We start from the raw sequence: 15,771 nt of genomic DNA, 5'->3' as shown, positions 1-15,771 counted from the left end.
ACAAAAATATAATAACATATGGCATACTTTAACGAAGAAAATACAGTTGAGCAAATGCTCATTAATGCAGCAGGACAATGCGGTTGGATATATGTGGAACCGCAGTTTGTTCCGAGACTTCCTGATGAAGTTCTTGTTGTAGAATGGCTCATGGAGGCACTGCTGGCATTGAATCCTATTACTCCTGAACAAGCAGAACAGGTTATATATAAGCTTCGAGCTTGTATTACAAGTGGCGGAGCTTCTGATGAACTAATCACAGCTAATGATAAGTTCCGCAAGTTACTATTTGAAGAAAACTCATACCCATTTGGTGATAATGGCGATAATATCAACATTCGTTTCTTTGCAGGCAAGGATGATGAATATAAGAATCGTTGCATAGTAACTAATCAGTGGGAGTATCCGAGAAAGAGTAAGGAGGGAGGCAAGCGTTTAGACCTTGTATATGTCATCAATGGTATACCTATGGTTATCGGTGAAGCAAAGACTCCTGTTAAGGCATCTGTAACATGGGCTGATGGTGCTACTGATATTATGCATTACCAGAAGAGTATCCCTGAAATGTTTGTTCCGAATATTCTAACCTTTGCAAGTGAAGGTAGAGAACTTCAATATGCTGGTATTGGATGCCCTATTGACAAATGGGGCCCATGGTTTGCCGATGAGGAACGTAAGCATGGTACATTGGAGGATGTTGAGCATAACTATGTATCATTGATGACTCCTGAAAGACTATTGGATATATATCGTTTCTATTCTGTTTTCACAGGAACCTCAGGAGGCAGAAAAATTAAAATTGTATGTCGTTACCAACAATATTGGGGTGGCGAAGCTATTGTTCAACGTGTTCTGTCAACATATATAAATGGCTCTGGCCCTCGTAAAGGTTTGATTTGGCATTTCCAAGGTTCTGGTAAGTCGTGGTTGATGGTATTTGCGGCTCAAAAACTTCGTCGTCAGGAAGTGCTAAAAGCGCCAACAGTAGTGATTGTGGACGATAGAATTGATTTGGAAGACCAGATTACTGGTGATTTCACTCGTGCAGAGATACCTAACATTGATAGTATATCATCAAAACAAGAACTGGAGGAAAAGATCCATCAAAGAAAGATCTTGATAACCACCATCTTTAAGTTTGGTGATTTGAATGATGGCGAGGTAATTGATGAACGTGATAATATCATCCTCTTGATGGACGAAGCTCATAGAACACAAGAAGGAGACCTCGGTAAAAAGATGCGCACAGCACTGCCAAATGCATTCTTCTTTGGATTAACTGGTACACCTATTAACCGTAATGACCATAATACATTTGCATGTTTTGGTGCCGAGGAGGATAAATATGGATACATATCAAAATATACATTCCAAAATTCAGTAGCAGATGGGGCAACTCTTGAACTTAATTTCAAGACCGTTCCAGTCGAGATGCACTTGGACGATGCTAAATTGCAAAAGGAGTTTGACGAACTTACCGACCAGATTAGCGAAGAAGACAAGAATGAATTGGTAAGAAGAACAAGTGTTGATGCATTCTTTACTGCAGAAAAAAGAATCAATGACGTTTGTAAGTATATTGTCTCTCATTTCAGAGAGTATGTGGAACCAACAGGCATGAAAGCTCAGGTTGTTGTTTACAATAGAGAATGTTGCGTCAAATATAAAAAGGCTTTGGATGCTCTTCTTGGCACAGATGACCAAACAACAATTATAATGCATACTGCTGGAGATAAAGCAGATGAATATAAGGCATATAAGCGTAGTCGCGATGAGGAAAAGAAGTTGCTTGATCAGTTCAGAGACCCATTGTCTCCGCTAAAATTTGTGATCGTAACAAGCAAACTACTAACAGGTTTTGACGCACCTATACTCCAGTGTATGTATTTGGACAAACCAATGAAGAATCATACTTTGTTGCAGGCTATTTGCAGAACCAATCGTACCTACAATGAGAATAAGAAATGTGGATTGATTGTTGATTTTGTTGGTGTATTTGAGGATGTTGCAAAGAGTCTTGCTTTTGATGAAGAGACAGTTAAGACCATTGTTCAGAATATCGATGAAATCAAAAGTCTTATACCTACATTCATGCAACAATGTATTGAGTTCTTCCCTGGCGTTGATAGAACTATTGGTGGATGGGAGGGGCTTACTGCTGCTCAACAATGCTTGAAAGATGATGGTGTGAAGACAAACTTTGGCCGCCACTTTGCCCGTCTCAATAAAGCGTGGGAGATAGTTTCTCCCGATGCTTGTTTGGCCGAATACCAAAATGATTATACTTGGTTGGCTCAAGTGTATCAAAGTGTGCGTCCTGTAAGTGGTGGTAATCTTATCTGGACTTTGCTTGGAGCTAAGACCATAGAGATTATACATCGCAACATTGAAACTATTGACATTGGTACTCCACTAGAGGATTTGGTAGTTGATGCCGATGTGATAGATGCAGTCCTTGAAGATGAAAAAGCACGTGAGAAGAAGATTGTTGAAGTAGAGAAAATACTTCGATTGAGATTGGGCGAGCACAAAGGTGATCCTAACTTCAAGAAATTTGCAGAGAAATTGGATGAACTCCGAGAACGAATGGAACAAAACCTGATCAGCAGTATTGATTTCTTGAAACAACTTCTTGCATTAGCAAAAGACTTGCTTGAAGAAGAAAAGAAAAAGGATGAACCTCAGGATAAACGTGCTCAAGCTCGTGCCGCCTTAACAGACCTTTTCCAAAGTATAAAGACCGAAGACACACCTATTATCGTTGAACAAGTTGTAAATGATATAGATAATGAAGTGGTTAACATTGTACGTCAATTTAATGATGCTTTCCAAAGTGTAACAGCCCGCAGAGAAATCAAAAAGAAACTACGTGCTATCCTCTGGGTTAAGTATCAGATAAAAGACAATGATGTATTTGAACGTGCATACCAATATATTGAGATGTACTATTAGTGTTTTGTTCAATCTGTTGTACAATGGCACAATATAAGCAATCTGAAATCACAAATGTATTTTGGGCATCGAACGATGGCTTCAAAGGTGGGCGTGACCCATTGGGAATCCAGAATAGTTCAATTGCAACCTATAGCAAATTGTTACCTGGGCTCACCAATCTAACCCGTCACATCCGCTATTACAGCCTTTATTGTTGGCTACTTAGTGAATATGACAAACTTGAAGTTGCTGGTCAAATATCTCTGCATCAATATAATTTTATACGTCGTGCAGAGTTGGCAATGGCACTAATTATGAAGGAACAGAATGTTGGTTCTGTGGTTGGAGCTTTGTTTGTTTCACAAGGTAGATATAAGCAAATAGAGGATGGTATTTATGATATTGCAGATGGTGCTGATTATGAATCTAAAGATAAGTACTGGACATTCAAGAGTGGAGCTTTTGGCCAGTACTATCTTGGTTCTCTTATTTATTATGAACTTGTAAAAATTGAAGAAGGCAGATTTTATCTTCGTAACAAAGGAAAAGAGTTAGCTGATGCTGTCAGAAATAGTATTGATGAAAACATCCGGAAATTATTTCTTAAATGTATTCTGGATGGAAGTCTTAAAGAAGAAGCAATAGAAGACTTACAATCTTTAGCAATACATCGCATAATTGTAGGCTCTGAGGAATGGCTGTTCTTAAATAATTTGCTTACGAAAAGTGACGAGGACTCTTCCTTGCGAAGAGAAACAATCTATTTGCTCCTAAATGATATTTCAAATGGTGTAGAGATTCAGGAGTTCGTAAAGAATCGTTTTTTGCATATAACTGAAGACGGTAATTTACAGGCCGCATTTGGGTGGTATTTCTATTATTTATGTGAAGGTTTGCATTATAGTATTGACTTGCTCTTTTGTTTAATACTCTACAAAACTCATGAATTACACAATCCTCCAATAGCACTACTTTCTCAAGATATTAAACAATCTTTATTGTCGGTTATAGAGAAAGAGATGAATTATAACTCTCTTGACGAATGGAGGAAAAATGTGAGTGATAATATAAATATAATCTATGATGAATTAAGGGATTACGTCAGTAAACAAGATTATATTTCTGCAGCAGCACATGCAATAAGACTCATGTTGAGACTTTATACTGAATTTGAGAATAACACAAAAGATATAGAGGAGTTTGAAGGGGAAAATGACTTGAAACGTCAGCGAGGTATACTCAGTGAAGGGTTAAGATCTTATGTGGAGCGTTATCTGTCATTCTCTATATCCGGTTTTATAGAATCTCTGATAGTGCAAATAATGCAGGAGCATACTGTGGTCGCCATTGCTAAAATGGGAAAGAATAATTCAGACCTAAGAAAGTTTATTCTTGAGGATGGACGGATTGTTTTAATAGAGCAGCGGTATCCAGTTGAAACATCGCCACGTATTGATTCTCTATTTAATTTTTTACAAGACATGGGTTATCTTGATGAAGATAATACACTAACTGAGATAGCATCACAATTCATTGAGAATTATGGAAAAGAATGAGCATGCAATATTATTGGATATTCCTAGCGGCGGCAAAAATGGCAAATATCATTCAGCTGTATTGACTACTTATGCCATAGATTTGATACATTTCGATAATCAATTATTGAACATGCTTCATCGTAAGCAAGTATGTAGCATAAATGTGTTTGCCGATACCAATCAAATGGATAAATCTATGGAATATGTATCTCCTATTTATATGAGACATATTGGTAAGGAGTACTCCATTACATCTATAAGTGCTGTCGGAGCTTTTCATCCTAAGATTAATTTCTTTGTAGGAGATGACGCTGTATTGGTTGTGTTTGGTACTGGTAATCTAACAGTTACAGGACATGGAAAAAATCATGAGGCATTTACAGGTTTTATGATAGATGAGACTGATACGACGCATCGTCCTCTCATTGAAGAATGTTGGCAGTATCTCTGCCGATTTACAAAGCAATGTAACGACTATGATCATAATAGAATTCTTCGTGAGATTCCTGAAAATTGTACATTTTTAGATTCCTCTTTCAATATTGTGCCTCATAGTATGTGCAAGGTACAAGAAGGGTTAAATGCTGCTTTACTGTATAATGATTCTCAGTCTGGGATTTTACAACAAATTTCAAATTTAGTGCCATTAAATGAGGTGCAGACTATAACACTTCTCAGTCCATATTTTGATGAATGTGGAGAATCATTGATTACATTATCCCAACTTTGTCCGAACTCAACGGTGAATGTTTTGATTCACCAAGATTGTGCTTTGCCACCAAGCGGAATGCTTCCAAATAGTAGTATTCATTTTTATGATTTCAGCGAAACAAAAAGGGGTGAAATAGCTTTTAAAACATATGAACGTCAATTGCATGCAAAGGTTTTGCACTTTAAGACTAATGATGCTGAATATTGTATGGTTGGCAGTGCAAATGCAACATTAGCCGGACTTGGAACAATAACTCACAGAGGCATAAATGAAGAGTTTGGAGTCTTGTATCATTCGACAAAGCAAGATTTTCTATCTACACTTGGTCTGAAAACCAAGAAAAGAATAGATGTGCCAACTAATAGATCCAAACATTCTAATGAAGCTCCTTCTGAAACTGGAAGACGATTAAGACTATTATCCGCTTATTACGAATCAGGTAAATTAAATGTCTATAGCAATGAGGAGATTCCTGATGGAGTACTACTGTCTATCGACAATGGAATTGAGACTCTTGTAAGTGAACTTAAACATGATAAAGGCAATAGATATAGTACTGATATAAAGTTAGCAAAAACTCAATATACATGTTATTTAGTGGATAAAGACAAGAAATCTATATCTAATAAGCTGTTCGTCAATTGGACTGAGTTCTTAGCCACAACAAATCCGTCGAAAATGAGTCGTAATCTTAATAGATTCATTTCTCGTATTGAGAATGAAGGATATGATGGTATGGAGGTTGCTGATATGCTATCTGATGTAATGTGGGACTTAGTTAATGATGCTGGTGAAAAAGTTTCTCCAAAGATTAAAGTTTCATCAGAAGATAAAAGGCAATCTGATTTATCTTTGCCCGAAATAAAATACAATTCGGAATATGACAATGACGATGCAAAGAGTAGCAGGATTTTCCAAATAGATCGTACATCAAGACTGATTGAATGTATTGAGGAGAGTATTAGAAAAAAGATTCGTTCGATAGATGATGCGATCATTGATGAAGAGGAAGAAGGCTCGGCAGAAACAAGCAATAATAGAGAAATAGAAGAACAGGAGGATATCTTCCTCAGCAAGCAACTGTTAAAAGGTTATGGTGAATTATCAACATCTTTGTTAATGAAATATCAGAAGATGATAAGTAAGCGATACGAGCAGGTAAAAGCTACAGGTGATGGCGTTATAACTAGAGATGACTTAAACTTCTTTTCTCTGTCTATGTTTGCTGCAATGGAGATATGTTATCTTAATAAATTTCGTTATAAATTTGACCAAATACCCTATTCATCAAGAAACTTTTCTCAGAAACAGTTTTATGATAGTTTGGAAAGGAGCATAAGTAACGTTGGTCTTGACTCATTGGAAAAATTTGTAAAGTTTTGCAATACAATGAAACTTCCAGCACAAAGAGATGAGAATTTCAATAAAGTTTCGTCTCGTTCTATGAAATATGCAATATTATATGGGACCTTATTTAATAGACTTTCTCACATTGAAACTATACGCATATTGGGTAAACGCTTGCAAAAAGCAGTAGATAGCCTGGCTGTGCTATTCGGTAAACCTTCGTTTGAAACTCTGACAAAAGAGCTTGAACCTTTATCAGAAAGGTATGACTATGTATTTCGCATGAATCATGTTGAAAATATGATTAGAAGTCTTAGCTGATAATTTCGTTCGTTGGAACGAACAAACTACTATTAAATAAGGGAAAGAAAAAACATGGGCAATGATTTTTCCTTGTGTATAGCAAAAAGTTGTGCCTGTTTTCATTTGTTTGTCAAAAAACACATATCTTTGCCATTGATAGCCTCAGATGGCGTGGTTTGTTTGGCTAAAAATCATTCTTTGAAATATAATTGATTGATAATCAAATGAGACACAACTCTTTAACGAGGAAGAGTATTAATTTATAAATGACCGAACATATAAAATGGAGGTGTGTCAAAATGCGCACCTTCTTTTTTTTAAGCACAAAGCCCCGACTTTCACAAGCTGGGGCTTTGTTATTACCTAAAGATTTTGTATCTTTAGGCATAAGATTTTCACTATGACAAAGATACATTTTCGTCCTTATAATTCCAACCAAACAGTGCTTTTTCCTCAAAGAATTGACGAGGATATTGCAGAGCATGATCCAGTTCGGATGGTTGACGCTCTGGTTGAGAGCCTGAACCTTGAAAGTTTCAGGAAGTTGTATAAGGAATGCGGCCGCAGCCCTTACCATCCCAGGATGATGCTCAAGGTCATTCTCTATGCCTATATGAACAACGTCTATTCCTGCCGGAAAATTGAAAAGCTCCTTCATCGTGACATCCATTATATCTGGCTTGCCGGATATGAGAAACCTGATTTCATTACCATCAACCGTTTCCGCAACCGGGTGAAAAAGGAAATCAACGAGGTATTTACCCAAACCGTACTCCTTCTCTCTTCCAAAGGCTTCATCAGGCTGAATGTGGAATACATTGACGGGACAAAGATTGAGTCCAAAGCCAATAAGTATACTTTCGTCTGGCGAAAAACGGTTGAGCGGAACTGTGAACGCCTGATGAAGAAGATACATGTCCTGTTAGGGCAGATAGACGATGTCATCGCCCAGGAGAACTCATCGGAAAGCAATGAGGAGATTGAGTTCACTCCGGCCATGCTGACTGAGATGGCTGGAGAATTGCGGAAAGCACTTGAACAGGTTCCTGAGCCCTCCACGAAAGAGGAAAAGACTGCGTTGAAAAAGAAACGCAAACAGCTGAAGGAACTGGAAGAACACAGGGACAAGCTGCAGGAATACGACAACCGTCTGAACACGCTACAGGACAGGAACTCCTATTCCAAAACGGACAAGGACGCTACTTTCATGAGAATGAAGGAGGATGCCATGCGTAACGGCCAGACAAAGCCCGGTTACAACCTCCAGATCGGCACCGAGAACCAGTTCATTACCGATTTTGCACTCTTTCCGAACCCTACGGATACACTGACCATGATACCTTTCCTGCAATCCTTCTCAAGCAGATATGACAGGTTGGCCCATACGGTGGTGGCCGATTCCGGCTACGGTTCTGAGGAGAATTACCGCTTCATGTCAGAAAACGGTATGGCGGGCTACGTCAAATACAACTACTTCCACATGGAACAGCGGCCGAGATTCAAACCGGACCCGTTCAGGGCGGAAAACTTCTACTACAATGAAGAACAAGACTTTTGTATCTGCCCCATGGGACAGAAGATGCAAAGGATAGGGACTAGACATGTGAAAACAGCATCCGGATATGTCAGCGAAAATGCCACGTACAGAGCCATCAGATGTGAAGGCTGTCCGCTAAGATGCCGATGTTTTAAAGCAAAGGGGAACAGAACGATAGAGTTGAATCACAGACTCAGAAGATACAAGCAAAAAGCCAAAGAGTTGCTCTGCTCAGAGGAAGGACTGAAACACAGAGGACAGAGATGCATAGAACCGGAAGCCGTGTTCGGACAAATGAAAAACAATATGAATTACAAACGTTTCCGCCATTTTGGAAAGGATAAGGTCTTCATGGACTTTTCCTTCTTTGCCATTGCCTTCAATATAAAAAAGATGTGTGCAAAAATGACTAAAGAAGGTATGGATTGGCTGATTAGACCGTTTTATGAGCTTACAGTTGCTCTATTTAGATGTTGCGAACACATAAACCAAAGAAATCCTCAAAATATCGCAGCTTAAAGAAAATGAACCGATTTTTATAGTCAATGAAAAAAAAGAAGGCGCATCGTGTATTACGACACACCTTCATTTTTTATTGATGAACATCGTTTTTGGTATTTCTATTTTCTAACTCGTCTCAGAATATTCTGCATTTCGTAGACTATTTCGGGGTGTTGGTCCGCAAGGTTTTCCTTTTCATATTCTCTAACTCTCATGTCATAAAGTTGAGGAGTTTTCAAATTTCCAGTCTCTACTTTTGGGCCCCAGGTAATCATGGCAGGTCCATCGTTTGGTTCAATATATTTCCAATTTTTGGTACGTACAGACATGGTTGAAGATTCTTCTATAATCCATGGGCGATCCGTTTGATCCTTTCCGAGCCATGTGTTTAAGCGGTTCTGGCTATCTGGCGCACTTCCTTTTGGTAATTTTGCATTGATTAGAGCAGCCATTGATGCAAACCAGTCGATTTGTGATACTAAGGCGTCGGAAATTTGCGAACCGGGGATTTCTTTCGGCCAACTGACAATTGCAGGTACCGCCGTTCCTCCTTCAAATGCGCTGTATTTATTACCACGAAAAGGACCTGCAGGACTATGTCCGTTAAGCAATTCCTCAGCATGGTCATCATAACCGTCGTCAACTACCGGACCATTGTCACTAGAGAGGATAATTAATGTGTTTTCTCGTAATCCCCGTTCGTCAAGAGCTGCTATTATTTGTCCCACTGTCCAGTCAAATTGGGCAATAGCATCACCACGTACTCCCATTTTATTCTTACCTCTAAAACGTTCATGTGGAAAACGTGGTACATGTACGTCGTTTGTAGCAAAATACAAGAAAAAAGGCTGGTTTTTGTACTTGTCGATAAAATCAATAGCATGTGCGGTGATGGAGTCGGCTATATTTTCATCTTTCCATAATGCTTTGCCACCACCTTTCATGTATCCTATGCGACCAATTCCGTTGACAATAGCCATGTCGTGCCCATGACTATGTTTCATATTGTACAACAGTTCCGGATGATCTTTCCCTAATGGTTCGCCAGGGAATGGCTTTTGATAACTAACCTCAATAGGAGCAGAAGGGTCGTAGTTGGCTACTTTACCGTTTTCAATAAACACGCATGGTACGCGATCCGCTGTGGCTGCCATAATATAGGAATAATCAAATCCCAAGTCTCCCAGTGCTGTAGGTAGTGGAGCATTCCAGTCTTGCATGCCCGATTTGTCACCCAATCCTAAATGCCATTTGCCGATAGCGCCGGTGATATATCCGGAATTCTTAAAAACATCTGCCAGCGTGTAAGTTTCAGGTCGGATAATCATACCAGCATTACCTGCTGCCACACCGGTTCCCGGTACACGCCACGCATATTTTCCAGTGAGCATGGAGTAACGTGAAGGAGTACTTGTTGCCGCAGTGGCGTGCGCATTGGTGAATTGGACACCACTTTCTGCCAATTGGTTTACATGGGGAGTTTGTACGTTTTTGGCTCCATAGCATTCGAGGTCACCATATCCCAGATCATCTGCATAGATAAAAATGACGTTTGGCTGCTTTTGAGGATTTGTTTTGGTTTTGAGCTTTTCGCTTTGTGCCGGACCTGTAACCGCCAATAGGCTTGCAACTGGCGAAAGAAAAGCTAATAATGCATACTGTTTCATGGGTATATTTATTTATAGGTTTTAAGGTAACTTATACCTTTGTGTCTTATTAATAAATACGTATATTTTTAGCCCAGCACTATATCAAACCCAGTTAAAACTAGTTAAAACGCAGAATGTCTCTTATGGTATCGTAATGAAGAAAATAAATAGGTTCAAATTCTTTTTTATGAATTTTAAAGCAAAGTAGATATTACGTTCTACCGCCTTCTCGCTAATGTCAAGTTGTTCTGCTATTTCTTTGTTTGTCATTTGTTGTTTCCTGCTCATGATAAAAACCTCTTGTTGTCGTGGTGGAAGTAAAGAAACTAATTTCCATATATATTCCAGTAGATCCTTAACTTCGAGCGTCTCATCAGATATAGCAATTTTCTCAGCAACCTCAAGAGCAGTAATTTTCATCGTTACCTTATTCAGACTTTTGCGGAAGTAATCAAAAATTGTGTTACGAGTCATAATAAAGAGTAATCCGTCTATGTCTTTGTTTTCGTTGATTGATGCACGCGATTCCCATAATTTGATAAAAACCTCTTGTACTGCCTCTTTTATTTCCTCGTCGTCATTCAGATAAATCTCTGAAAATCTGTATACTTTCCGCCAATAATGATCATATACAAAGGTAAATGAGGTTTCGTCTCCTTGTTTTAATTTTGCTAAAACAGATGTTTTCTCCATTACGTGCATAATTATAATTGTTTTGCAAAGATAAGAAAAAAAGGACTGGTTAGCGTTCTAAAGAACTGCTTTCTGATTTTTCGAAAAAAAGTTCAATGCAATGTAGGGGTAGACATAAAAGTTTCGTATTTAATATTAGAGACGCTTGTTTTATAATGAAAATGAAAAATGTGAAAAAGATAGATATGAATAAGAAACTATATGAACAAATCAAAGCTTTATTAGCAGACAAACTGGATGAAAAAGAACAAAAGGAACTATTTCATCATCGAGAGTTTGAAGAAAGAATGCACCTGCAATGGAATATGGATCGACAAAAAGAACTTGACGATGAAGTAGGGCGAAAGATGTGGAAAATGGTAAGACAGAAATGTCTGGATTGCCAACAACAGAAAAAGCATGTTTATATACCATATTGGCTATCTGTGGCTGCCGTAGCTCTTGTTTTGCTACTTGGAGCAACTTGGATGTATTTCTCCGGAAAAAAGGTAAATGAGGCGAAAGATGCTTTTGTAGAAGTAGTATCAAAAGAAGGACGTCTATATATGCTGCCTGATAGTTCACGAGTTTGGATGCATCCGGGAAGTTCTATCCGTTATCCGGAGAATTTTGTTCAGAATAGAAAAGTGTGGTTGAAAGGAAATTCCCATTTTGATGTTTATAAACAGGAAGGCAAACATTTTATCGTATACATTGATAGGGCTTTTGTAGAAGTAAAAGGTACTTCTTTTTTAATTAATCAGGAACAGGCAAATATTTCTAAAGTCACTTTGTTTAGTGGTAAAGTCGATTTTACGATAGTAGGTACTGAGCATACTATTGAGATGAAACCTTCGCAAGAATTGACCTTCAACGCGGAGAAGGCAAGCGTGAAAGTGGATGAAATGCAAGGAGTGAAATGGAAAGATGGTAATTATGAATTTACAAATGTTGATTTAAGTTCATGGATTGAGATTGTAGGAAGAATATATAATGTAAAAATATCATTGGAACACGGACAGGCAACCAAGAATCTGTTAAATGGGCGTCTACGTTACAATGAGTCATTGGAAGAAGCTATTGAAAAAATGTGCTTCAGTACAGGGTGGCGATATAGAAAGGAAAATGGAGAATATATCATATTCCGTTAAAGGTATACTATAATATGTTTGTATAATTTTTTAATGTTAATCTTTTAATTATTTAGTATGGAAGAAAAGCAGCAGCATGGCAGGTGGAAGTACCTCATGTGCATTTGGTTTGGAATCTTTTGTTTCCCATTGATTGTAATAGCAGCACAGGGAGTCATAAAGGTGAAAGGGTATTTTAGTGAAGTACAAGCTATCCGTCAGATCGAAAAAAACAGTAATTATGTGTTTTTTTACGATGCAGCGGATTTGGATGAAGTAAAGCGCAAAAACATTGACTGCCAAGGTACGATTGAAAAAGTATTGTCAGTTGTATTTGAAGGGAGTAATGTTAACTATTTAGTCCGGGGAGACGAAGTTGTACTGAAAGTGAATAAACAGAGTGTACAGCAGAAAGGAGAGAAAAGAGTCGTCACAGGTGTGGTTACAGATGCCATAGACGGCGAGCCGTTGGTAGGTGTGAACATTGTTGTGAAAGGTCAGAAAAGTGGAACTATCACGGATTTGAATGGTAGATATTCTATTTCTGTGAGCGGAGACAAAGCCGTACTGGTCTTCTCGTACATCGGTTACCAGAAACGTGAAGCTCCGGTAGAAGATTTAGGGGTGGTTAATGTCACGATGTCCGGAGAACAGCAGACGTTGAACGAGGTCGTTGTTGTAGGTTCCGGAGTACAAAAGAAAGTGAGTGTGACAGGGGCTATTACAAATGTGAAAGGAGATATTTTACGAATGCCGACTTCACAATTAAGTACTTCGTTTGCCGGTAAGCTGGCAGGTGTGATTGCTACCACTAAAACAGGAGAGCCGGGTTCTGGGGCTGATTTTTATATTCGCGGTATTTCTACTTTTGGCGGGCGTACAACACCGCTTATATTATTGGACGATGTAGAAATTTCAGTAGCTGATCTGAACTATGTGCCGGCGGAAAATATCGAGAGTTTCTCCATTTTAAAAGATGCTTCTGCAACTGCAATTTATGGTGCACGCGGTGCAAATGGTGTAATGATAATCTCGACAAAGGGAGGTGATTACAATATGAAGACGAAAGTTAATGTTAGTGCGGAGAACTCTTTCAATATCATGTCCGATTTTCCTGAGTTTGTAGATGGTCCCAGATATATGGAACTTTACAATGAAGCTGACCTGTCGAGAAATCCGAATAAATCGAAAGATCAATTATTGTATTCGGACAGACGGATCCAGTTGACCCGTGACGGGGTAAATCCTTATGTATATCCGAATGTGGATTGGCAGGATGTCATTTTCAAAAAGATGACAATGACGCAGCGTGCCAATATCAATGTATCGGGAGGAGGTACAAAAGTGAAGTATTATATGAGCTTGAATGTCAGCCACGATAGTGGTTTGCTGAATACGGAGAAAGCTTATTCGTGGAACAATAATATTAATATCATGAATTATACGTTCCAGAATAATATCTCCTATAAGTTGACCCCCACAACGACAATCAGGATGAATATGAATGCTCAGATCCGTCAGAACAAAGGGCCTAATATCAATAGTGCTGATTTGTTTAAAATGATTCTGACGACTACTCCGGTAACTTTCCCTGCAACTTATCCTGCGCAACCGGGTGATACGTATATCCGCTATGGGTCTGATTATCAGAGTTCGGACTATCTTTATCCTAATCCTTATGCGCAGATGATGACTTCTTATAAGGAGCAGAATGCGAATACATTGAATACAGTCATTAAAGTGGAGCAGGATTTTGGGTTTGTAACAAAAGGATTGAAGGCAAATATTTGGGTAAACTTTAAAAACTGGTCCAGCAGTTCCTACAATCGTTCCATTACTCCTTATCTTTTCAGAGCTGTGGGATACAGTGAAGATAGTCCGTTGGAATATGACTTGGAACGTATTCAGGAAGGTGCAGACTATATAGCACAGTCGGATATTGCCAGAAGTTCGGATCAGACATTTGAATTTCAGGGAAATATCAGTTATAATCGTCAATTTGGTTTGCACAATGTCGGAGGTATGTTGATGTACCGGCAAAGGGAATACAGAAGTGATGTGCTTCCTAATCGTAATCAAGGAGTCTCAGGACGTTTCACATATGATTACGGACAACGTTATCTGGCTGAAATCAACTTCGGTTATAACGGTACGGAACGTCTTGCCAAGAAGAAGCGTTTCGGTTTCTTCCCGGCAATGTCTTTAGGATGGGTTATCAGTAATGAGAAGTTCTTTGAACCTTTGAAAAATGCGGTGAATAATCTGAAAGTGAGAGCCTCTTATGGATTGGTAGGTAGCGATGATCTGGCACAAGCGGGCGGAAGCTATTATTTATATATTGATAAGCTGACGGATAATAAATTGGATCAGATAAAGTGGACATTTGGAGAGAGTATGAATCACACATTGGGAGGTCCGGAGATTGCCTATTATGCAAATCTGGATGCTGTGTGGGAAAAAGCGAAGAAATTTGATATTGGCGTAGATATGACTTTGTTTGACCACTGGAATATAACAATAGACTATTTCTATGACAAACGTTACGATATATTTATGGAACGTCAGTCTTGGCCTAATTCTTTGGGTTATGGTAAAGCAAAACCTTGGGGAAATGTCGGTAAAATGGATAATAAGGGTGTGGAGTTCAGCCTTAATTATCATAAGAATTTCTCTAAAGATTTGGGGGCTAGTTTTCAGGCTAACCTGACATATAATAAAAATAAGTTGGTTTATAAAGACGAACCGGATTATCCTACTATTTGGAAGTCGGAAACAGGAAAACCATATTCCAGATTGACCGGATATATTTCGGAAGGACTGTTCCAGAGCCAGGAGGAGATAGATAACAGCCCGGAACAGATGGTAGGAAATAGCACTCCGAAGGTCGGTGATATCAAATACCGTGATTTGAATGGTGATGGAAAAATAACGGAAGACGACCAATGTATGATTTCCAAGTACGGTTCTGTTCCACGTTTGCAATATGGTTTCGGTGGTACCATTAATTATAAAAAATTCGACTTTGGTATTTTCTTCAGTGGTTCGGCATTGCGTTCCATTCTGATCAATGGTTTGGACCCCTTCCTTGAAGGGAATCGTATACCGAATAAGAATGTGTTGAAATTTATTGCAGATAATCACTGGTCGGTAGATAATCCGAATCCGAATGCCGAATATCCGCGTTTGGGATTGACGACCGGTGATATAGGTAATAATACGGTCAACAGTACTTATTGGTTGCGTAATGGTTCTTTCCTGCGTCTGAAGAATCTGGAAATCGGTTATAAAATTCCGTATGGGCGTATTTATGTCAGTGGTGCGAATCTGCTTCGTTTCAGCCCGTTTGATTTGTGGGATCCGGAATTGAGCAGTTGGAATAGCTATCCGTTGCAACGTACGGTCAATGTAGGTTTACAACTTAATTTCTAATAATCTAAATCATAGAAGA

8 protein-coding genes are annotated in these 15,771 nt (G+C 38.7%); 6 read left to right on the top strand and 2 right to left on the bottom strand.

The features are described 5' to 3' along the window. Positions 1 to 18: 18 nt before the first annotated feature. From CGC64_RS02045 to CGC64_RS02030, 4 genes are all read left to right on the top strand, one after another. Complete coding sequence (locus tag CGC64_RS02045; protein WP_005675367.1) at positions 19 to 2,952, top strand: type I restriction endonuclease subunit R; 2,934 nt, start codon at positions 19 to 21, stop codon at positions 2,950 to 2,952. A 23-nt stretch (positions 2,953 to 2,975) separates the two neighbouring features. Continuing rightward, complete coding sequence (locus CGC64_RS02040; protein WP_005675368.1) at positions 2,976 to 4,490, top strand: hypothetical protein; 1,515 nt, start codon at positions 2,976 to 2,978, stop codon at positions 4,488 to 4,490. After that, a complete protein-coding gene (locus tag CGC64_RS02035; protein ID WP_005675369.1) occupies positions 4,477 to 6,852 on the top strand; it encodes a phospholipase D-like domain-containing protein in 2,376 nt (791 codons plus the stop codon). The genes CGC64_RS02040 and CGC64_RS02035 overlap by 14 nt, the downstream gene beginning before the upstream one ends. Positions 6,853 to 7,234: 382 nt before the next feature. Then, entirely contained in the window at positions 7,235 to 8,890 is a 1,656-nt protein-coding gene (locus CGC64_RS02030) for an IS1182 family transposase (RefSeq protein WP_005677245.1), read from the top strand. 101 nt (positions 8,891 to 8,991) lie between these two features. Here CGC64_RS02030 and CGC64_RS02025 read toward each other — a convergent pair whose 3' ends face one another. Together CGC64_RS02025 and CGC64_RS02020 are read right to left on the bottom strand one after the other, a co-directional pair. Continuing rightward, positions 8,992 to 10,539 (bottom strand): sulfatase family protein, encoded by a 1,548-nt coding sequence (locus CGC64_RS02025; protein ID WP_005675374.1) that lies wholly within the window; start codon positions 10,537 to 10,539, stop codon positions 8,992 to 8,994. Between the two features lie 123 nt (positions 10,540 to 10,662). After that, positions 10,663 to 11,223: an RNA polymerase sigma-70 factor gene (locus CGC64_RS02020; protein ID WP_005675375.1), complete on the bottom strand. Its 561-nt coding sequence runs from the start codon at positions 11,221 to 11,223 to the stop codon at positions 10,663 to 10,665. A 176-nt stretch (positions 11,224 to 11,399) separates the two neighbouring features. Here CGC64_RS02020 and CGC64_RS02015 point away from each other — a divergent pair, with 176 nt between their 5' ends. Then, a complete protein-coding gene (locus CGC64_RS02015; protein ID WP_227102871.1) occupies positions 11,400 to 12,344 on the top strand; it encodes a FecR family protein in 945 nt (314 codons plus the stop codon). Between the two features lie 57 nt (positions 12,345 to 12,401). Then, positions 12,402 to 15,752, top strand: a complete 3,351-nt coding sequence (locus tag CGC64_RS02010; RefSeq protein ID WP_005675379.1) for a TonB-dependent receptor — start codon at positions 12,402 to 12,404, stop codon at positions 15,750 to 15,752. Positions 15,753 to 15,771 lie beyond the last annotated feature (19 nt).

The sequence above is a fragment of the Bacteroides caccae genome (assembly GCF_002222615.2).
GTDB classification, from domain to species: domain Bacteria; phylum Bacteroidota; class Bacteroidia; order Bacteroidales; family Bacteroidaceae; genus Bacteroides; species Bacteroides caccae.
This window is presented reverse-complemented; position numbering and strand designations above follow the sequence as displayed.